The organism is Salinilacustrithrix flava, assembly GCF_041228405.1.
GTDB lineage: Bacteria > Actinomycetota > Acidimicrobiia > Acidimicrobiales > Salinilacustritrichaceae > Salinilacustrithrix > Salinilacustrithrix flava.
The window spans coordinates 3,015,594-3,034,595 of record NZ_CP133888.1 but is presented as its reverse complement, the minus strand read 5'-3'; the positions used below and the strand labels follow the sequence as shown (position 1 = coordinate 3,034,595).

Below are 19,002 nucleotides of genomic sequence, written 5' to 3'. Positions count from 1 at the left end.
GATATCGGCGCGGCCCGGAACCGGGCCGATCGCCCTAGCCTCGGACCATGCCTCTCTTCGGCCGTGACAAGACGACGATGGTCAGCCCCGAGGACGCGATGCCGGGTCGGGACCAGCCCATCCCCGTGCCCGACACCCACGTCGTGCTCGGGACCCCGATGCAGGGTCCGTGGCCCGACGGTCACGAGGTGCTGTACGTGGCGATGGGCTGCTTCTGGGGTGCCGAGCGCCTCTTCTGGCAGATCGAGGGCGTGCACTCCACGGCGGCCGGCTACATGGGTGGCTGGACGAAGCACCCCACCTACGAGGAGACGTGCACGGCCATGACCGGGCACACCGAGAGCGTGCAGGTGGTGTACGACCCCGACGTGGTGGACATCGACGTGCTGCTCGCCGCGTTCTGGGAGAACCACGACCCGACCACGCCGAACCGCCAGGGCAACGACGTCGGCACCCAGTACCGCTCGGCGATCTACACGACCACCGACGCGCAGCACGAGGCGGTGCTGGCATCGCGCGACAAGTACCAGGCCGCGCTCGCCGAGCAGGGCTTCGGCGAGATCTCCACCGAGATCGCCCGCTCGTCAGACGCCGGCGACGGCGTCTTCTACTACGCCGAGGACTACCACCAGCAGTACCTGCACAAGAACCCGCGCGGCTACTGCAACCACGGCTTCTGCCAGGTCAGCTACGGCTGACCCACGTTGGCGATGCCGCCGTCGACGACGATGGTCTCGCCGCACAGGTAGCTGCCACCGCGACCGGCCAGGAACAGCGCGGCGCCGGCCATGTCGTCGGGGCGGCCGATGCGGCGCATCGGGACGCCGCTGGCGACCATCTCCTTGCCCTCGTCGCTGCCCAGGGCGAAGGCCATCATCTTGGACTCGAACGGCCCGGGGGCGATGGCGTTGACGTTCACGTGGTCGCGCACGAGGTTCTTGGCCAGGTGGCGGGTGAGGGCGAGGATGCCGGCCTTGGTCGTGCTGTACGCGTAGGTCTCCATGGCCGGGGTCCGGATGCCGTCGATGGAGCCGATGTTGATGACCCGGCTCGGGTCCTCCTCGGTGCCCGCAGCCCGAAGCTCCGGCAGCAGCGCCTGGGTGAGCAGGAACGCGCCCTTCACGTTGATGTTGAACAGCTTGTCGAAGGCCGACTCGGGGTACTCGTCGAGGGGCTCGCCCCACGTTGCACCGGCGTTGTTCACCAGCACGTGCAGCGTGCCGCCGGTGCGCTCCCGCACCGCGGCGGCGAGGGCGTCGACGCCGTCCTGGGTGGACAGGTCGGCCGGGACGGACGTGCACGAGCCACTGCCCTCGAGGGCGTCGAGCTCAGCAGCCGTGGCGTCGCACGCGTCGGCCTTGCGGGCCGAGATGATCACGTGCGCCCCGGCCTCGACGAAGCCCTGGGCGATCATGGCGCCGATGCCCCGGCTGCCGCCGGTCACCACCACCTGCTTGCCCTCGACACCGAACAGACGATCCAGCACAGCGGTCATGGCGTGACCCTATACAGGGTGGTTGCACGAACTTGACCGGTCGGTCAGGCTGCGCGGCCGCAACCGATCCCGACCGAAGGACCAACCGATGATCCGCCTGAGCGTGCTGTACCCCAAGACCGACGGTGCCGAGTTCGACCACGACTACTACCGGGACTCACACGTCCCGCTGGCGTGCAAGACCTGGGGCATCGACGCCTCGAACGCGCAGATCGACAAGGGCGTCGACGGCCCCTACGAGGCCGCCGTGCACTTCACGTTCGACTCCCTCGAGGCGCTCGGCGCGGCCATGGGCGGCGAGGGCACCGGCGCGGTCATCGCCGACGTGGCGAACTACACCTCGATCCAGCCGGTCATGCAGACCAGCGAGATCGTCAGCTAGTCGGTCTTGCGCTGCGGGCGCCCGGTGGCCAGGTAGCAGACGCGGCCGGCGATGTTGACCGCGTGGTCGCCGAGGCGCTCGTAGTACCGACCGACGAGGGCGGCGCTGCTCACGTCCTCGCCGGTGAGCTGCTCGGCGGCCTCGTCGACGAAGCGACGGTGGATGGCGTCGAGCTCGTCGTCGGTGCGGTCGAGCTCCACGGCGGCCTCACCGTCGTGGTCCCGGAACGCATCGGCGCACCGGCGCCACATGTCGCCGGCGATGTCGCCCATGTCCTGCACGGCGCCGCGCAGCGGGGGCGTGAGCGCCCGACCGAACCCGCGTGCCGCCTCGGCCGCCACGTGCTCGGCCAGGTCGCCGCTGCGCTCGAGCTCGGGCACGATGCGCGACACCGTCATCAGGAAGCGGAAGTCGCGGGCGACGGGCGACTCGAGCAGCAGCTGCTGCTCGACCGACTGCTCGATCTGGTACTCCAGGTCGTCGATCATCTCGTCGCGGGCGATCAGCCGCTTGGCCGCCTCGGCATCGTCGGCGAGCAGCACGGTGGTGGCGCCGGCGATGCCCTCGATGACCATGCCGAACTGGCGCATGACCAGGCGCTCGATCTCCTCGAGCTGCGCGCTGAAGCTCACACGGACGTGGCCGGGCTGTTCGGGCATCCCCTGACCGTACCCAGGACGCCCGCAGTTCGGGCGGACCGACCGCTCATCGGCGCCGAGGATGTCGGGTAGGTGGTGGGCACGACCCGAACGAGGAGGACGACATGGCCAAGGACCACGGTTCGAGCATCAAGGACGACGAGCAGTACGAGGCGCTTCGCGACGACGGGATCGGCAAGGAGAAGGCCGCTCGCATCGCCAACTCCGACCGCTCCAGCACCGGAGCCAAGGGCGGCTCATCGCCCGCCTACGAGGACTGGACCAAGGACGACCTGTACGACAAGGCCAAGGAGGTCGGCATCGAGGGTCGCTCGGACATGAGCAAGGACGAGCTGATCGACGCCCTGCGCAACCACTGACCGGCTACGGACCCGGGCGGCGGTAGGCGGCAGCCGTCGGCTTGAGGGGGCGGGCGTACCAGAGCGGTCGGCGGAGGTCGCCCGCCGCCGGCCGGGTCATGGCCATCCACTCGAGGTAGGCCTCGCGCGACTCGGCCGTGTCGGCGACGACGTCTCCGTACTCGTCGCCGCTCTCGGCGGGCGTGACGTCGACCTTCTGGTGCCAGCACTGCATGCCCGAGATCGGGTCGGGTTGGACGCAGAAGGTGGCGTTCTGGTGCACGCCGGTGTCGTTCCACCAGATGCGCTCGGTGTCGGGGTCGCTCGACTCGTAGGGCTCGTTGCCGTGCTCGCGGGTCAGCCTCCACGTGGACCCGTCGTGTTCGATGCGCGCCTTCCCCGCGCCCCACGAGCGAGCCTTGTCCTCGTCGAGGCGCCAGCGACCCATGTGGTGGGAGGCGGCGACCACGCCGGGCCGGATGCCCTCGGTGCGCCACGCGGTGATCACGAAGTGGCCGATGCGGGTGCTGACCCGCACGAGACCGCCCTCCTCGATGCCCAGCTTCTCGGCGTCCTCGGGGTGGATCCACAGCGGGTGGCGGTGGCTGATCTCGTTGAGCCACTTCGAGTTCGCCGAGCGCGTGTGGATGAGCGTCGGGATGCGGAAGGTCGGCAGCAGGATGCGCTCGGTGCCGGCCAGGTCGAGGTCCTCCCAGTGCACCTGCGAGGGGATCCACTTCGGCGTGGCGTACTCGGGCCATCCCCAGTCGGCCAGCGTGGTCGAGAACAGCTCGAGCTTTTTCGATGGCGTGGGGAAGCCCTCCTTGGCCTCGCCGTCGATCTCGACGGCCGGTGAGCCGTCACCCAGCGGCGCCAGCGCCACGCCGTCGAGGTCGTCGAGATCGCCGGACCACGACCCGGCCGTGCCCGGCTTGCGGTACACGCCGTCCCCGTCCTTCGTGCAGCCCTCGAGGTCGGCGCGGTCCACGGGTCGCTCGTAGGGCTCGTAGGGATCGGTGGGCACGGCGTAGGCGCCTCGGTCGCGCATGTACTCCAGCGGCGTCTGGCCCACGTCGGCCGCCGCCTTCGCCAGGCCCGGCACGCTGTCGGTGAACATCCGCTCGTAGTACTCGTCGACCGTCACCGGCTCCCCCGGCCGCGCCTCGCTCTCGAACCACTTGCGGATGCCGAGGGAGCCGTCGGGGTCGATCCGCCAGGACAGGTCGATCCAGAGCTCGTTCTCCTCCCACACCTCGCCCGGGTTGTACTCGTGGCTGCGGGTGCCGGGATCGAGCGCACCGCCGTTGCGGATCTCGGCGAAGCGCCGGAACGCCGACTGGCGGAAGCCGATCCAGCGGCCTGCGTGGGTCTCGTAGCTGTGGACGTCGTGGCGCTCGACCGACACGCCCATCGGCAGCACGTAGTCGGCGAACCACGCCGTCTCCGACCACGTCGGCGTGAGCGCGACGTGGCAGCGGACCTTGTCGGTGTCGGTGAGCGCCTCCATCCAGGTGAACCCGTCCGGGTTGGTCCAGATCGGGTTGTAGACCCGGGAGAAGTACACCTCCAGCGAGCCACGACCCTCCTTGAGGAAGTGGGGCAGCAGGATCGACATCTCGTGGTAGCTCAGGGGGTACTCGGCCGGCCACTCCAGCTCGTTCCAACGTGGGATCGCCGGCGCACCGATGGGCGCCGCCGGCTTGAACTTGTTCATGCCGTTGCCGGCGGTGCCGCCCTTGGTGGCCACCGAGCCGGTGAGCACGTTCAGGAAGAACAGGCAGCGGGCCACCTGCCAGCCGCCCAGGTGGCCGGCACCCGCGGCTCGCCAGTTGTGCGAGGCGAACTTCGTCGGGTGGGCGCCGATGAGCTCGGCCAGCTCCCGGATGGTCCCGGCCTCGATCGCCGTCTTCTGCTCGGCCGCCTCGGGCGTGTACTCGGCGTACTCCTCGAGCAGCGCCGAGCGCACCGAGGCCCACTCCACGGGCAGGTCGGGCCGCGTGCGCTGCAGGTAGGTCTCCCAGTTGGTCCAGCGGCGGACGAAGTCCTCGTTCCAGGTGCCGTCCTCGATGAGCAGCCGGGCGATGGCCAGCAGCAGGTAGGGCTCGGTGCCGGGCCACGGGGCCAGCCAGAAGTCGGCCTTGGCGCCGGTGTTGGACAGGCGCGGGTCGACGCAGATGACCTTGGCCCCCTTGGCCTGGGCCTCCATGATCCGCTGGGCGTGGGGGTTGAAGTAGTGGCCGGCTTCGAGGTGGGCGGAGATGAGGAAGATCACCTCGGCGTTGGCGAAGTCCGACGAGGGCCGGTCGTGGCCCATCCAGGACTGGTAGCCGATGCGGGCGTTGGACGAGCAGATGTTGGTGTGGGAGTTGTGGCCGTCGACGCCCCACGCCTTCAGGACCCGATCGGTGTAGCCGTCCTCGCCCGGTCGACCGACGTGGTACATGATCTCGTTGTGGCGGTCCTCGACGATCGCCTGGCGGATGCGGGCGCCGATCTCGTCGAGGGCCTGGTCCCAGGAGATCCGCTCCCACCTGCCCTCGCCGCGCTCGCCCACCCGCTTCATCGGGTGGAGGATCCGCTCGGGGTCGTAGACCTGGTTGAGGGTGGCCGGGCCCTTGGCGCAGTTCCGCCCCCGGCTGCCCGGGTGCTCCGGGTTGCCCTCGATCTTGCGGATCTCCCCGGTCTCCTGGTCGAAGTAGGCCACCAGGCCGCACCCCGCCTCGCAGTTGAAGCAGGTCGTGGGCACGAGCGTGTACCTGCGCTCCTCCCGCGCGGGCCACGCCTTGGCGTCGAGCTCGCGCCAGTCGTGCCACTGCTCGTGCGGGGGGTAGCTGTGCAGCTCGGTCATGCGGGGCTCCCGTTCAGGAGAGGGGGACGGACTGGCCGGCCCGGACGAATGCGTCCTCGTAGGCGAACATGCCGGCGAGGGCGGCGATGCCGCCCACGGCGACCAGGGCAGGCGCGTCGATGTCGGCGACGAGGGCCACGACGGTGAGCACGAAGGGCACCAGCAGGCCGAGGACCACACCGCCCCACCAGAACTGCTTGGACCAGGTGCCACGGGTCATGGCGTGCACGGCCAGCTCGACGTGGCGGCTGCCGTGCGAGGTGAGCTCCACGGACAGCAGGGCTGCCGTGGCGAGCACGCCGCCCAGCAGCACCCAGCGGATGGCGGTGGGGGCCGGCACGTCCATGAAGACGTCGAGCACGGCGTAGACCGCACCGCCGGCGGTGACCGCCTGGGCCAGCAGCACCGGCAGCAGCAGCGGCGTCTGCCACAGGTCGCGCCCCTCGCACTGGGCGAAGAGGTAGGCGGTGTAGCCGGCGGTCCCTGCCGCGCCGAGGGCGGCGAAGGGGGCCAGGTAGGGCAGCAGGTCGGTCTGGTCGGCGACGCCGGCGAGGAACCACGCCCCGGACACCACGGCGAAGGCCATGAGCACGTACGCGCCCTTGACCAGCCACGACGACCAGTTGCCCCGCGTGAGCAGGTAGTGGAACCGCGTCGGCTGCTTGAGGTCGGTGACGAGCAGGAAGCCGGTGGCCGCCAGGAACACGCCGGCCACCACGGGCGGCACCACGCCGACGGCGGCCTGCACGTCCTCGTGACCGAGCAGCACGAGCAGCGCGGCGACCGCCATGACGCCGGCGGCCACGGCCTTGGTGACCAGGTAGCCCGACACCCGCGACTTCCAGGTCATGTGGTGGGCGGTGGTGTAGGCGGTGCGGCCGACCACGCCGGGTTCGTCGGTGGGCTTGCTGCCGAGGGCGACGGGGACGCTGGGGTGGCTCGGCGTCGTCTCGGCCCAGATCATCCCGTCGTTGGCGATGGCGGTCCGGGTCGGATCGAGCGAGGCCTGGTCGGCGCCCCGGTAGAAGACCTTGGGCTTGGTGTTCTGCTCGGGCGCACGGACGGCGACGTCGTCGCGGGCCACGATGCGGCTGATCTTGGACGTCGGGTCGTCCAGGTCACCGATGGTGATGGCCTGCGTGGGGCACACGATCTGGCACGACGGCTCGAGGCCCACCTCCAGCCGGTGGTTGCACATGTTGCACTTGTGCGCGGTGTTCGTCTCCGGGTTGATGTACAGCGCGTCGTAGGGACACGCGTTCATGCACGACTTGCACCCGATGCAGTTGGAGTCGTCGAAGTCGACGACCCCCTTGTCGTCGCGGAACAGCGCCGACGTCGGGCAGATCTTCATGCACGGCGCGTCGTCGCACTGGTTGCACCGCATCACGCTGAACTTCCGGGACACGTCCGGGAACGTGCCGGTCTCGATGTACTTCACCCAGGTCCGGTTCACGCCGAGCGGAACGTCGTGCTCGCTCTTGCAGGCGACCGTGCAGGCGTGGCAGCCGATGCAGCTGTCGCTGTCGAGCAGGAAGCCGAGTCGGGTCACGAGCGAGCTCCCGCCCACCGGCCGCTCCCGAACCCAAGCCGGATCGCTGACACCACGTCGTCCCCCGTCGGTCGTCGTCGGCGTGACCACCGTCGCTCGCCACGGCGAATGTACGGTCTTTCGGTGGTGCGGTCAACCGGCGCCGCGGTGACGACGATCGGTGCCAGGTGACGTTGGCCTCTGGGCGGTGGTCGCACGTCGGCGCACGGTGCCGACATGGCCGCACACCCCGCCAGGAGCAGCGGCCCCACGGGAACGGAGATGACCATGACGGCCCGAAGAGGAACGTTCATCGCAACCATCGCGGTGCTGGCGCTGAGCTACGGCACCGTCGCCTGCGGCAACGACGACGCCACGTCGTCGGACAGCACGGAGACGACGTCGGCGGTGGAGACGACGGAGACCCCGTCCACCGAACGGGACCGCGACCGTGACCGCATCCAGGACGCGGCCATGGCCACCGTCGCTGCCTGCCAGAACGACCAGGACCGCCTGCGCGACCAGGTGTCCGAGCAGCTGCGCGACCAGCTGCAGGACCGCCTGCGGGACCAGACCTGCCTGCTCGAGGACGCCGAGGACGTGACGGTTCTCGACGAGGACATCGAGATCGACGGTGACCGCGCCACGGTCCGGGTCACGTTCCGGAACCGGAACCAGGGCGAGGACCAGGGACCCCAGCAGCACACCTGGCACTTCCGCTGGACCGAGGAGGGCGGCTGGCTCCTCGACGAGCTGGACCCGCTCTTCGAGGAGGGCTGAGCCCCAGCAGGGCACCGGAGGCGGCGCTGTGTCGCCGGCTCGATCGGTGGCAGAATCTGGCAACACCCATTACCAGAGGATCGCCACCATGCCTGACGCACTGATCATCGACGCTGTCCGCACGCCCCGCGGCATCGGCAAGCAGGGGAAGGGCGCCCTCGCCCACCTGCACCCCCAGCACCTCGGCCGCACCGTGCTCGAGGCGCTGGTGGACCGCAACGGCTTCGACACCGCCGACGTGGACGACGTCGTCTGGGGCACCAGCGCGCAGTCCGGCCCCCAGGGCGGCGACATCGGCCGCATGTCGGCGCTCGACGCGGGCTACGACACCAAGGCCAGCGGCGTGACCCTCGACCGCTTCTGCGGCTCGGGCATCACGGCCAACAACATCGCCGCCCACGGGATCATGGCCGGCATGGACGACCTCGTCGTGGCCGGCGGCACCGAGATGATGTCCATCAAGCACAAGGGCATGCTCCCCATGGGCGCCGGCAACGCCCACCTCCAGGAGCTGCACCCGCAGTCGCACCAGGGCGTGTGCGCCGACGCCATCGCGACCCTCGAGGGGATCGGCCGCGAGGCGCTCGACGCCCACGCCGTCGAGTCCCAGCGCCGCGCCGCCGCGGCGATCGCCGAGGGCCGCTTCGACCGGAGCCTCGTCACCGTCAAGAACCTCGACGGCTCCATCGCGCTCGACCACGAGGAGTTCCCCCGGCCCCAGACCACGATGGAGTCCCTCGCCCAGCTGGCGCCCAGCTTCCCGGCCATCGCCGACTACCGCCACGAGGACAACCCCACGTTCCGGGAGCTGATCAACCAGAAGTACCCGGACCTCGACATCGCCCACGTCCACCACGCCGGCAACTCCTCGGGTGTGGTCGACGGTGCCGCCGCGATCCTGTGGGCCAGCCCCGACTACGCCAAGGCCCACGGCCTGACGCCGCGTGCCCGCGTCGTGGCCACCGCCACCGTCGGCGACGACCCCACCCTGATGCTGAACGCCCCGGTGCCCGCCGCCCGCAAGGTGCTGGCCAAGGCCGGCATGACGGTGGACGACATCGACCTGTTCGAGGTCAACGAGGCCTTCGCCGTCGTGTCCGAGAAGTTCCAGCGCGACCTCGACCTCGACCGCGACAAGGTCAACGTCAACGGCGGCGCCATGGCCCTCGGCCACCCGATCGGCGCCACCGGCGCCATGCTGATCGGCACCGTGCTCGACGAGCTCGAGCGCCGCGACGGCCAGTTCGGCCTCATCACGATGTGCACCGGCGGCGGCATGGCCCCCGCCATCATCATCGAGCGCGTCTAGGAGACTGCTGAGCAACTGGCTTCTAGGCTTGGCGGTGGGTCCGGGGAAGTGACCGAACCGAAGAGCCGGCGTGAAGAGGGTGTGAGCCGGTCACCCGGGATGGGTTGAACCCGTAGGTGTGGTCCCTTCCTTGTCCTCCCCGGGCCCGCCTTTAGGTGATGGCCCAGCCGGTGGGTGCGTGGTGGAGGCCGAGGTTGAGCAGGCGTCGCAGGTTGAGCGCGGCGGCCCGGTGACTGAGACCGAGCCGGTTGCGTTGGACACCACGGAAGCGGACACGGCGATGGCCGTTGGCGACAAGCCAAGCGATGGTGCGCTCGACCATGGGACGGTGCTGGCGGTAGTCGGCCAGGTGGGTGCCGGCTCGCCAGTTCGCCCGGGCGGTGACGAGCCATTCGTCGTGGTCGGTGAGCTTGACCGTCTTGCCCTTGGCAGCGCTGGTGCAGCGGTGCCGTGATGGACAACCACGGCAGCGGGCGCCGAAGGTTGCGTTGCCGCTCGCGTGGATCGAGATCGTGATGCCGGCGGGGCAGGTGACGGTGCGGGCGGCGTGGTCGACAAGGAAGTCGTCTCGGTGGAACTGGTCGTCACCGAGGTTCGGGTTCCTCCCGAGCGGCCAGGGCTTGATGACCGCCGTGTGGTCGTTCGCGGCGAGCGCTGCTCGGACCGGGCCGGAGCCGTAGGCGGAGTCGGCCAGCACGTCCAGGCCAGGGTCTTCGCCCTCGAGGAGTCGGGCGCCGACGGGACCATCGCCTTCGTTGGCCGGGGTGAGGTCACAGTTGGTGATGATCCCGGTGTCGGGCTCGACCACGACGTGGGCCTTGTAGCCGTCTCGGTAGCTGGACCGGGACTTGTGCATGTGCCGCGACTCCGGGTCGACCGTGGAGATCACCCGCTCCGAGGCGACACCACGAACGATCCGCCAGGTGCCCTCACCCCGTTCCGGGTCGGGTTCGACGTCCTGTCCGGCCACGAGTGCCAACAGCGCCACGAGTTGGCGTTGGTCGTCGTCGAGGTCGATCCCGTCGAGCGCGTTGAGGATGGCGAGGGCGTCGTTGACGAGCCCGGTGATCAGCTCGTCACGGGCAGCCGGGTCGTCCCACGCACATGCGGGTTTGCCGGGCGAGTCGTAGTCATGGCCGGACACCTCGACCGTCGCCGCGGCGGGGACAGCCTTGCGGACCCGGCGGATCATCGACACGAGCTGGGTGACCGTGTCCTGGGTTGCGACCGCATCATCCAGCAGCGTCGAGTCCAGCGCCCGGCGAGTCTTGCCGGCCAACACCCCGGTCTCGGCCACGACCGCTCGGACGGCGTCGAAGATCCGCTCCGGGGACTCGCTCGCTCGCAGCTTGTTGCGCCACAACGTCAGCACCGTCGGATGGAAGCCCTCATGATCCAACGCCAATCCGGCGGCAACCTTCCAGCGCAGATCGGTCCGCAAGGCGTCGATCGCTTCGCGGTCCGAGCGGCCCTCCAACGCTTGGAGCACCATCACCGTGGCGATCACATCGGCTGGCACCGACGGCCGCCCACGCTTGGAGGGGAACAGGTCCTCGAACATCGCATCAGGGAACAGCCGGTGTCGGTGATCGGCCAAGAACCGATGCACCGACCCCTCCGCCACCAGATGCCCGACCAGAGCACCCGCGTCGAGCAGTTCTCGGTCCTGATCGCTGCTGCCCTGCATACCCGCGGTCTACCGAAACCGCCGCGAGATCGCGAGCACCCCGATCACACCGGTTTGCTCAGCAGTCTCCTAGGGCTCCATGACCACCCAGCCCCGCCGCTGCAGCTCGGCGGCGAGGGCCTCGTCGGGCATCTGGCGCAGCGTCGCGAGGCGCTGCGCCTCCCGACGGTCGTAGCGGTCGCTCGACACCGCCACGCGCGGCGCCTCGTCCGGCGGCGCCGCCCCCGCCTCGGCCTCGTCCTCCAACCGAGCGATCAGCGCGTCGGCCTCGTCCCTCGTGAACTTCCCGCCGGCCTGGCGCTGCGTCAGCCCGAGGGGCCCGCGAGCATCCCGGAAGTCGGTGTGGCCGGCGGCGTGGAGCAGCTCGGTGAGCTGTTGCACCTGCCGGGCGGTGGCCGGAGGACCGGACTGCTGACCGAACGCCATGGGAGCCATCCTCCCAGCCGGGCGGTGCCGGGCGGGTGACCGGACGGCTGGCCGGGCCTAGGAGTCGGTGACGACGAAGACCAGGGCGAGGACCGTGGCCATCCCGGTGGCGACGGTGGCTCCGACGCCCACGACCATCGCGGCGCGCGGGTGGGTGGGCGTGTCCCCGGCCCGCAGCTGGACGTGGAGGTCCTCGTAGTGGCGGCCGGACCAGACCAGCAGGGCGGCCGAGGCGCACACCTGGAGGAGCCCGAAGCCGCCGAGCAGCACGTGCACGCTGGCGCCGACCCGGGTCAGCAGGGAGCCCACGACGATCCCGGCGAAGGCGGTCCGCTCCCAGGCGAGGGACGTCCGCTCCTGCTGGAGGAGCGGGTCGAACACCTGCTCCGGTCTCACGACGAGTTCAGCGCGACGAGCACGGCGGACGCGACGGCCACCGCGGACACGGCGATGGCCAGGAGGAGCGGCAGCCGCGACGGCGGCAGCGGGCGACCCAGCCGCATCGCCGTCTCGGCGAGGGCCCACCGTCGGTAGGAGAGCCCGGCGGTGACGAAGCTCAGGGCGAGCAGGGCGAGCCCCAGGTACTCCTCGCCGGGGAAGTCGTCCAGCAGCGCCACGGCGCCGAGCCCGCCGGCCGCGAGCGCGAGCGCGGAGCGGATCCACGCCAGGAACGTGCGCTCGTTGGCGAGCGAGAAGCGGTAGTCGGGGTCGGACCCCTCGGTGCGGGGGTCGGGCGGGAACAGTCGGCGGGGACCGTTGCGCAGCGCCCGGCCGGCGGTGGTCCTCGCGGTGGGCTCGTTCACGGCACGATTCTGCCCACGACGCGCCCGGTGGGGCGCACCCGGCCCGGCCGGGCCCAGCTCCCGGCAGGCACACTGGGCCCGTGGACCAGCTCGTTGCCGTCGGAGATGTCGAGGTGCCCGCCCGCCTGCGGGCTCGGGTGCGCCGGGTCGTGCGCCACGAGCCGGGGACCGACCCGGCGCCGCTCATCGCCGACCTGCGCACCCACGTCCCCCGGCGGGTGCTCGTCGTGGGCGATGGCGCCACCGCCCGATCGCTCGCCCTCGACCTCCACGACCACGGCCTCCCCTCCGTCGTCTACACCGACGACGACGTGTCGCTCCCCCAGAGCGTGCCCCACCGCTGGCTGACCGATCCGGCCGGCGACATGGACGTGGCCGACGACCTCATCGCTCTCATCGGGAACACGCCGATGATGCGCCTCGACCGCACGGGCCGGGACCTGGACTGCCACCTGCTCGCCAAGCTCGAGCTGTTCAACCCGGGCTTCTCCAGCAAGGATCGCCCGGCGCTGGCCATGATCGACGCCGCGGAGCGCGAGGGGCTGCTGCAGCCGGGCGGGACCATCGTCGAGCCCACCAGCGGCAACACCGGCGTCGGCCTGGCCATCGTGGCCGCCCGGCGCGGGTACCACTGCGTCTTCGTCTGCCCCGACAAGGTGGCCACCGACAAGATCGCCCAGCTGCGCGCCTACGGGGCCGAGGTCGTGGTGTGCCCCACGAGCGTCGACCCAGAGCACCCCGAGTCGTACTACTCGGTGTCGGATCGCCTGGCCCGGGAGATCCCCAACGCCTGGAAGCCTGACCAGTACCACAACCCCAACAACCCCCAGTCCCAGTACGACACCGCAGGGCCGGAGATCTGGGCCCAGACGAAGGGGCGCATCACCCACTTCGTCTGCGGGGTGGGCACCGGCGGCACCATCACGGGCATCGGGCGGTACCTCAAGGAGCAGAACCCCGACATCCGGATCATCGGCGCCGACCCCGAGGGGTCGGTGTACTCCGGCGGCACCGGCCGGCCCTACCTGGTCGAGGGCATCGGCGAGGACTTCTGGCCGAGCACCTACGACCCCGACATCGCGGACGAGATCGTGGCCGTGAGCGACGCGGAGTCCTTCGCCGCCGCCCGCCGGGTCACCCGCCAGGAGGGCCTGCTGATCGGCGGATCCGGGGGCACGGCCGTCGCCGCGGCGCTCCGGATCGGACACGACCTGCCCCAGGACGCGGTGGTCGTGGTCCACATCCCCGACTCCGGGCGCGGCTACCTGTCCAAGCTCTACGACGACCGGTGGATGGCCGACCACGGCTTCCTGCGATCGTCCGGTCCCACCGTGGAGGACCTGCTCGACGGACGGGACCCCGACCTCCCGCTCCTCGTCCACACCCACCCCGACGAGACCGTCCGCACCGCCATCGAGATCATGCGCGAGTACGGGGTGAGCCAGCTGCCGGTGGTGAAGGCCGAACCGCCCGTCGTGCTCGGCGAGGTCATGGGGTCGGTCACCGAGGTCGGGCTGCTCGACCACGTGCTGGCCGATGCCTCGGTCCTGGAGCGACCGGTCCAGGACGTGCTCGGCCCCAAGTTCCCCACCCTCGGCCTCGGCGAGCCGATCGATGCGGCCATCGCCACGCTCGAGGACGCGTCGGCGGCCCTGGTCCTCGATGCCGGGCACCCGGTGGCGGTCGTCAGCCGGGCCGACATACTGCGATCGATGACCAGCGACCAGGACCAGCGGCGATGAGCCCGACCGACGGCGACGCGTCCTTCGAGACCCGTTGCGTCCACGGCGCGGGTGCGCCCGATCCGGTGACGGGCGCCGTGGTGCCGGCCATCAGCCTGGCGTCGACCTTCGCCCAGGACGGGGTCGGTCAGCAGCGGGGGTTCGAGTACAGCCGCTCCGGCAACCCCACCCGCGCCGCGCTCGAGCGCCACCTGGCCGGCCTCGAGGGCGCCGGCCACGGCTTCGCGTTCGCGTCCGGCCTCGCCGCCGAGGACGCCGTCCTCCGGCTGCTGGCGCCGGGCGACGGGTTGCTGCTCAGCGACGATGCCTACGGCGGCACGTTCCGCCTCGCCCGCCAGGTCCACGGGCCCGCCGGCCTCGTCGTGCGCACGACACGGCTCGCCGACGTCGACGCCGTCGTCCGGGAGTGGTCCGACGGCACCCGGCTGCTGTGGGCCGAGACCCCGACGAACCCGTGGCTCCGGATCGCCGACATCGCTGCGCTGGCCGACGTCGCCCACGAGCGCGGTGCGCTGCTCGTCGTCGACAACACCTTCGCCACGCCCGCCCTCCAGCAGCCCCTCGCCCTCGGCGCGGACATCGTGGTGCACTCCACCACCAAGTACCTGGGCGGGCACAGCGACGTCGTCGGCGGCTTCGTGGCCACGAACGACGACGAGGTCGCAGCGCGGATCGGCTTCCTGCAGAACGCCGCCGGCGCCGTCCCTGGCCCCTTCGACTGCTACCTCGTGCACCGGGGCTGTCGCACCCTGCACCTGCGCATGGAGCGCCACAGCACGAACGCCGAGGCCGTCGCGTCGATGCTCGTCGACCACCCCGCGGTCGCCGAGGTGCGGTGGCCGGGCCTCCCGGACCACCCCGGCCACGACGTGGCCGCCCGCCAGATGTCCGGCTTCGGGGGCATGGTCAGCCTGCGCCTGCGCGGCGGCCTCGACGCCGCGCTGCGCCTGTGCGAAGCGACCGAGGTGTTCACCCTCGCCGAGTCACTCGGCGCGGTCGAGAGCCTCATCGAGCACCCGGGCCGGATGACGCACTCGTCAGTGGCCGGGAGCGAGAACGAGGTCCCCGACGACCTGGTCCGTCTGTCCGTGGGCATCGAGGCCGTGGACGACCTGGTCGGCGACCTGGAGCAGGCCCTCGACCGGTGCTGACCGTCCGCCGTCACCTCCTGCGGCTCCTTGTCGTCCTCATCCTCGTCGGCGCCGCCGTGGCACCGGCCGGTGCGCAGTCGGACGCGAAGGCCCAGCGCGACGAGGTCCAGCGCAAGCGAGCGGACCTGGCCGCCGACATCGACGTGCTCCGCGCCACCGACGCCCAGGTCGAAGCCGCCCTGCGCGCCCTGCAGGGCAACGTGGCCGCCCGCACGGCAGACCTCCGCGACGCCGAGCGCCGAGCCACGAGCGCCCAAGCCGAGCTCGAGGCCGCCACCGCCGAGGTCGAGGCCAAGCAGACCGAGATCGCGGTGCTCGACCAGGCCGCCAAGGACGTGGTCGTCGCCGCCTACATGCAACCCACCGCCTCGGCCGGGATCCTCGACGCCCTGGCCACGTCGACCATCGGGGAAGCCGAGCTCAAGCAGGCGCTCCTCGAAGCACGGTCGGCGAACCAGTTCGACGTCCTCGACCAGCTCGAGCGAGCCCGGGACGACCTGGAGGTGGCGCGCGCCGCAGCGGAGTCCGCGACGGTCGCCGCCCGGGAGCAGCAGGCTGCGGTCGGCGAGCAGCTCCAGGAGGTCCAGCAGGCCACCAGCCAGCAGGAAGCCGTCGTCGCCGAGGTGCAGGACCGGCTCGACCACCGCCTCTCCGAGGCCCAGAGCCTTGCCGAGCTCGACCGCGAGCTCGCGGCCCAGATCGAGGAGGAGCAGGCGCGCCTCGCCGCCGAGCTCGAACGCCAGCAGCGAGCGCGCGAGCAGGCCGAGGCCGCAGCCGCGGCCCGGGCCGCAGCAGCCGCCCGGAGCGCATCCGAGAGCCGCCCGTCGGCACCGTCCGCCCCCCGTCCGACACCGACGACGGCCCCGGCTCCCGCCCCGGCCCCGCCCCGCACCATCGCCATCACCGGCTCCGGGAGCATCGTCTCGGTCCGCGGCATCCGGGTCCACAACAGCATCGCCAGCTCGGTGGCCGACATGCTGGCCGCCGCGGATGCCGCCGGCATCTCCCTCGCCGGCGGCGGCTACCGCGATCCAGCCGGCCAGATCGCCGTCCGCCGCAACAACTGCGGCACCAGCAGCTACGCCACCTACCAGATGCCGGCCAGCAGCTGCCGGCCGCCCACCGCCCGTCCGGGGACCTCGATGCACGAGCGGGGCCTGGCCATCGACTTCACCTACGGCGGCCGGATCATCAGCTCCCGCTCCTCGGCCGCGTTCCAGTGGCTCAACGCCAACGCGTCCCGCTACGGGTTCTACAACCTGCCCAGCGAACCGTGGCACTGGTCGGTGAACGGCCGATAGCTGGGCAGGCTGATGATGTGACGATCATCACGAGAGATGCTCCGAGAGCTGCTCATCCGTAGAGGCGATGGGTTCCGTACTTCAGGTACCTGCTCCGCCTTCACGCCACGGTCGTCCCATGAGCATCCGTCCTTCCACCTCACCTCGTCCGCTGACCGGTTCCACCGAGCAGCTGGAGCTCGTGTGCCCCCGGCCGGTTCGTCGGCCGATCATGCTCCAGGGGTGGCACGACCTCGCGTCGCTCCACTGGCCCTTCGACCCTGAGGTGGTGCAGCAAGTCCTGCCGCCTGGCCTCAACGTCGATGTCTGTGACGGACGGGCGTGGGTGGGGCTGATCCCGTTCCACATGCGCCGCATCCGAGTACCCGGGCTCCCGGCCCTCGGGTCCTGGTCGTCGTTCCCCGAGACGAACGTACGCACCTACGTCGTGGCGCCCGACGGGCGTCGGGCGGTGTGGTTCTGCAGCCTCGATGTGACGAGGATCGTGCCTGCGATCGTCGCCCGGGTGGCCTACGGGCTGCCGTACTGCTGGTCGGACATGTCGATCACCCACCACGAGCACGACATCGTCGAGTACACGACCCGCAGGCGGTGGCCTGGCCGGGGTCCCCGCCGTCCTCGCAGCCAGGTGAGGGTCGAGGTCGGTCCACGGGTGGAGGACGATGACCTCACCGAGGTCGAACGGTTCGTGACCGCTCGTTGGGCGCTGGCCTCGAGCTTCGCGGGCCGAGTCGTGTGGGCCGACGTCGACCACGAGCCCTGGCCGCTGCACCGCGCCAGGCTCACCGAGTGCGACGACGCGCTCGTGTCCGCGCGCGGCCTCCCCCGCCCGCAGGGTGATCCAGTGGTGCTGTGGTCACCGGGGGTCGAGGTTCGCATCGGCCGACCCCGCCTGCTCCGTGGTGAGACGTGCGAGCCGGCCGATCGCGACCCGACTTCCACGCCCACCGGGTTCGACGGTGGTGACCTCACGCTGCCTCACCGATCCTCCACCGAAGCGCTCTTGCGCATGGGCGGATCCGCCTGACCGAGCAGGGAGGACACCGCCTCGGATGCCGCGGTCCCCGAGAGGGCGGCACCCTCGACCTTCGCGCCGCCGAACGCGTCACCGGCGCACACCAACGGAGGGAGGCCCTCGAGGACCAGGCATCGTTCGGGGTGGACCCTCGTGGGGCGGGCGAATCGCCACCGCTGGACCTGAGCCTGGCCCTCGATGGGCTTGGCTCGGAGTTCCGCAGCTCGCACCAGCTCCTCGATCACGATCTCGTCGCTGGACTCCAGGTGCGACCGGCTGAACTCGGCGGTGGCATGGATCGTGACGGCCGGAACCGTGGACACACCCTTGCGGCTGTTGTCGGCCATCCAGTCGATCGATCCTTCCGCCGGGCTGACGGCCCCGGGACCGCCGAGCCCGGATGGACCGTCGAGCGCGGCCAGCACCGCCAGACACGGCTCGTAGCGGATGGCCTGCAGGGCTTGGGCATCACCAGCTGACAAGACGACGTGTCCGGCGGCCAGCAGCGCGAGGGCCTGAGGCACCGGAGCGGTGAGCACGACGGCGTCCGCCGCCACGTCCGTGGCGTCATCGAGCCGCATCCGCCAGCCGGCGTCGGATGGGGCCAGTGCGACCACCCGGCTGGAGACCCGGACATCGAGTCCCTCGGCGAGGTGCTTCGCGATGGCGTTCATGGTGGCGACGCCGCGGAACCTCGTGTGCCCGTCCGGGTCGATGATCCCATTGCGGCCGATCCGGCCCTGGAACCACGGCCGGGCCACGCCGGCGCGCTCCCAACCCGCCACGACCTCGGCGAACTCGGGCGTGTGCGTGGTGATGAACTGGGCGCCGTGGTCGAAGGTGGCATCACCGATCCGGCGGGTGGCGAGACGACCACCCACCCCGCGGCCCTTGTCCACCACCACCACGTCGAAGGACCCAGACAGGTACCGGGCGGCGGTGAGCCCGGCGACCCCGGCACCCACCACCACCACGCGAGGGCGGGGCATCACCATCGCCCCAACCTACGGTGACGTGCCGGCATCTGGTCGCCCAGAGGGGCGAGCGGAATCAGGCGAGGAGGCTACGCAGCATCCACGCGGTCTTCTCGTGGATCTGGAGGCGCTGGGTGAGCAGATCGGCGGTGGGCTCGTCATGCGCGTCCTCCACGATCGGGAACAGCGATCGGGCGGTTCGAGCGACGGTCTCTTGGCCGACGACCAGCCGACGGATCATCTCGGTGGCGTCGGGGTGGTCCTCGTCCTCGGGTACCGAGGACAGCTCACCGAACTGGCGGTAGCTGCCCGGTGCAGGGGCACCGAGCGCACGGATGCGCTCTGCGATGAGGTCCACTGCGAGGGCGAGCTCGTTGTACTGGGTCTCGAACATGAGGTGCAGGGTCTGGAACATCGGCCCGGTCACGTTCCAGTGGTAGTTGTGGGTCTTGAGGTAGAGCGTGTACGTGTCGGCCAGCAGCCGGGCGAGGCCGTCGGTGATCGCCTTGCGATCGGCCTCACTGATACCGATGTCGATGATCTCGTCGCTCATGGTCTGTT

At 70.9% G+C, this 19,002-nt stretch carries 19 protein-coding genes; 9 read left to right on the top strand and 10 right to left on the bottom strand.

The window, feature by feature from the left end; translation table 11 throughout:
- The first annotated feature begins 47 nt into the window (after positions 1 to 47).
- Positions 48 to 698: a peptide-methionine (S)-S-oxide reductase MsrA gene (gene msrA / locus RGQ06_RS14925; protein WP_432430500.1), complete on the top strand. Its 651-nt coding sequence runs from the start codon at positions 48 to 50 to the stop codon at positions 696 to 698.
- Here msrA and RGQ06_RS14920 read toward each other — a convergent pair.
- Positions 689 to 1,483, bottom strand: coding sequence for an SDR family oxidoreductase (locus tag RGQ06_RS14920; RefSeq protein WP_432430509.1), 795 nt, complete (start codon positions 1,481 to 1,483; stop codon positions 689 to 691). The genes msrA and RGQ06_RS14920 overlap by 10 nt on opposite strands.
- A 100-nt stretch (positions 1,484 to 1,583) precedes the next feature.
- Between RGQ06_RS14920 and RGQ06_RS14915 the strand changes: the two genes are divergently transcribed.
- Complete coding sequence (locus RGQ06_RS14915; RefSeq protein WP_432430501.1) at positions 1,584 to 1,877, top strand: EthD family reductase; 294 nt, start codon at positions 1,584 to 1,586, stop codon at positions 1,875 to 1,877.
- On the opposite strand, the gene phoU is transcribed toward RGQ06_RS14915, so the two are convergent.
- Positions 1,874 to 2,536 (bottom strand): phosphate signaling complex protein PhoU, encoded by a 663-nt coding sequence (gene phoU / locus RGQ06_RS14910; protein WP_432430502.1) that lies wholly within the window; start codon positions 2,534 to 2,536, stop codon positions 1,874 to 1,876. The two genes, RGQ06_RS14915 and phoU, sit on opposite strands and share 4 nt — an antisense overlap.
- A gap of 104 nt (positions 2,537 to 2,640) precedes the next feature.
- Between phoU and RGQ06_RS14905 the strand changes: the two genes are divergently transcribed.
- Entirely contained in the window at positions 2,641 to 2,895 is a 255-nt protein-coding gene (locus RGQ06_RS14905; protein WP_432430503.1) for a DUF7218 family protein, read from the top strand.
- A gap of 4 nt (positions 2,896 to 2,899) precedes the next feature.
- Here the strand turns inward: RGQ06_RS14905 and RGQ06_RS14900 are convergent, their stop codons facing one another.
- Entirely contained in the window at positions 2,900 to 5,722 is a 2,823-nt protein-coding gene (locus tag RGQ06_RS14900) for a molybdopterin-dependent oxidoreductase (RefSeq protein WP_432430504.1), read from the bottom strand.
- Positions 5,723 to 5,735: 13 nt separating this feature from the next.
- Complete coding sequence (locus tag RGQ06_RS14895; protein ID WP_432430505.1) at positions 5,736 to 7,274, bottom strand: 4Fe-4S dicluster domain-containing protein; 1,539 nt, start codon at positions 7,272 to 7,274, stop codon at positions 5,736 to 5,738.
- Between the two features lie 216 nt (positions 7,275 to 7,490).
- On the opposite strand from RGQ06_RS14895, the gene RGQ06_RS14890 reads away from it, so the two are divergent.
- Positions 7,491 to 8,033 (top strand): hypothetical protein, encoded by a 543-nt coding sequence (locus RGQ06_RS14890; RefSeq protein ID WP_432430506.1) that lies wholly within the window; start codon positions 7,491 to 7,493, stop codon positions 8,031 to 8,033.
- 88 nt (positions 8,034 to 8,121) lie between these two features.
- Complete coding sequence (locus tag RGQ06_RS14885; protein WP_432430507.1) at positions 8,122 to 9,342, top strand: acetyl-CoA C-acetyltransferase; 1,221 nt, start codon at positions 8,122 to 8,124, stop codon at positions 9,340 to 9,342.
- 151 nt (positions 9,343 to 9,493) lie between these two features.
- Here the strand turns inward: RGQ06_RS14885 and RGQ06_RS14880 are convergent, their stop codons facing one another.
- The 4 genes from RGQ06_RS14880 to RGQ06_RS14865 all read right to left on the bottom strand — a co-directional run bounded on the left by RGQ06_RS14880 (position 9,494) and on the right by RGQ06_RS14865 (position 12,258).
- Positions 9,494 to 11,029 carry an IS1182 family transposase gene (locus RGQ06_RS14880; RefSeq protein WP_432430658.1) on the bottom strand — a complete coding sequence of 512 codons (1,536 nt, stop codon included), beginning with the start codon at positions 11,027 to 11,029 and terminating at the stop codon, positions 9,494 to 9,496.
- Positions 11,030 to 11,098: 69 nt separating this feature from the next.
- Positions 11,099 to 11,455: a hypothetical protein gene (locus tag RGQ06_RS14875; protein WP_432430510.1), complete on the bottom strand. Its 357-nt coding sequence runs from the start codon at positions 11,453 to 11,455 to the stop codon at positions 11,099 to 11,101.
- A 57-nt stretch (positions 11,456 to 11,512) separates the two neighbouring features.
- Positions 11,513 to 11,851, bottom strand: coding sequence for a DUF202 domain-containing protein (locus tag RGQ06_RS14870; RefSeq protein WP_432430511.1), 339 nt, complete (start codon positions 11,849 to 11,851; stop codon positions 11,513 to 11,515).
- Entirely contained in the window at positions 11,848 to 12,258 is a 411-nt protein-coding gene (locus tag RGQ06_RS14865) for a YidH family protein (RefSeq protein ID WP_432430512.1), read from the bottom strand. Before RGQ06_RS14865 ends, RGQ06_RS14870 begins: the two co-directional genes overlap by 4 nt.
- A gap of 365 nt (positions 12,259 to 12,623) precedes the next feature.
- On the opposite strand from RGQ06_RS14865, the gene RGQ06_RS14860 reads away from it, so the two are divergent.
- The 4 genes from RGQ06_RS14860 to RGQ06_RS14845 all read left to right on the top strand — a co-directional run bounded on the left by RGQ06_RS14860 (position 12,624) and on the right by RGQ06_RS14845 (position 17,479).
- A complete protein-coding gene (locus tag RGQ06_RS14860) occupies positions 12,624 to 14,000 on the top strand; it encodes a cystathionine beta-synthase (protein ID WP_432430562.1) in 1,377 nt (458 codons plus the stop codon).
- The gene (locus RGQ06_RS14855) at positions 13,997 to 15,151 is read left to right on the top strand and encodes a cystathionine gamma-synthase (protein WP_432430513.1); all 1,155 of its coding nucleotides are present in this window, start codon (positions 13,997 to 13,999) and stop codon (positions 15,149 to 15,151) included. Before RGQ06_RS14860 ends, RGQ06_RS14855 begins: the two co-directional genes overlap by 4 nt.
- Positions 15,145 to 16,452 (top strand): D-alanyl-D-alanine carboxypeptidase family protein, encoded by a 1,308-nt coding sequence (locus tag RGQ06_RS14850; protein WP_432430514.1) that lies wholly within the window; start codon positions 15,145 to 15,147, stop codon positions 16,450 to 16,452. The genes RGQ06_RS14855 and RGQ06_RS14850 overlap by 7 nt, the downstream gene beginning before the upstream one ends.
- 118 nt (positions 16,453 to 16,570) lie before the next feature.
- Positions 16,571 to 17,479 carry a YqjF family protein gene (locus RGQ06_RS14845; protein WP_432430515.1) on the top strand — a complete coding sequence of 303 codons (909 nt, stop codon included), beginning with the start codon at positions 16,571 to 16,573 and terminating at the stop codon, positions 17,477 to 17,479.
- Here the strand turns inward: RGQ06_RS14845 and RGQ06_RS14840 are convergent.
- Both RGQ06_RS14840 and RGQ06_RS14835 read right to left on the bottom strand, forming a co-directional pair.
- Positions 17,431 to 18,462 (bottom strand): NAD(P)/FAD-dependent oxidoreductase, encoded by a 1,032-nt coding sequence (locus RGQ06_RS14840; RefSeq protein ID WP_432430516.1) that lies wholly within the window; start codon positions 18,460 to 18,462, stop codon positions 17,431 to 17,433. The two genes, RGQ06_RS14845 and RGQ06_RS14840, sit on opposite strands and share 49 nt — an antisense overlap.
- Positions 18,463 to 18,517: 55 nt before the next feature.
- Complete coding sequence (locus tag RGQ06_RS14835; RefSeq protein ID WP_432430517.1) at positions 18,518 to 18,994, bottom strand: Dps family protein; 477 nt, start codon at positions 18,992 to 18,994, stop codon at positions 18,518 to 18,520.
- Positions 18,995 to 19,002 lie beyond the last annotated feature (8 nt).

Coding starts and splice junctions, on each gene's coding strand:
- msrA (WP_432430500.1), top strand. CDS start 48: ATGCCTCTCTTCGGCCGTGACAAGACGACGATGGTCAGCCCCGAGGAC.
- RGQ06_RS14915 (WP_432430501.1), top strand. CDS start 1,584: ATGATCCGCCTGAGCGTGCTGTACCCCAAGACCGACGGTGCCGAGTTC.
- phoU (WP_432430502.1), bottom strand. CDS start 2,536: ATGCCCGAACAGCCCGGCCACGTCCGTGTGAGCTTCAGCGCGCAGCTC.
- RGQ06_RS14905 (WP_432430503.1), top strand. CDS start 2,641: ATGGCCAAGGACCACGGTTCGAGCATCAAGGACGACGAGCAGTACGAG.
- RGQ06_RS14900 (WP_432430504.1), bottom strand. CDS start 5,722: ATGACCGAGCTGCACAGCTACCCCCCGCACGAGCAGTGGCACGACTGG.
- RGQ06_RS14890 (WP_432430506.1), top strand. CDS start 7,491: ATGGCCGCACACCCCGCCAGGAGCAGCGGCCCCACGGGAACGGAGATG.
- RGQ06_RS14885 (WP_432430507.1), top strand. CDS start 8,122: ATGCCTGACGCACTGATCATCGACGCTGTCCGCACGCCCCGCGGCATC.
- RGQ06_RS14880 (WP_432430658.1), bottom strand. CDS start 11,029: ATGCAGGGCAGCAGCGATCAGGACCGAGAACTGCTCGACGCGGGTGCT.
- RGQ06_RS14875 (WP_432430510.1), bottom strand. CDS start 11,455: ATGGCGTTCGGTCAGCAGTCCGGTCCTCCGGCCACCGCCCGGCAGGTG.
- RGQ06_RS14860 (WP_432430562.1), top strand. CDS start 12,624: ATGGACGTGGCCGACGACCTCATCGCTCTCATCGGGAACACGCCGATG.
- RGQ06_RS14855 (WP_432430513.1), top strand. CDS start 13,997: ATGAGCCCGACCGACGGCGACGCGTCCTTCGAGACCCGTTGCGTCCAC.
- RGQ06_RS14845 (WP_432430515.1), top strand. CDS start 16,571: ATGAGCATCCGTCCTTCCACCTCACCTCGTCCGCTGACCGGTTCCACC.
- RGQ06_RS14840 (WP_432430516.1), bottom strand. CDS start 18,462: ATGGTGATGCCCCGCCCTCGCGTGGTGGTGGTGGGTGCCGGGGTCGCC.
- RGQ06_RS14835 (WP_432430517.1), bottom strand. CDS start 18,994: ATGAGCGACGAGATCATCGACATCGGTATCAGTGAGGCCGATCGCAAG.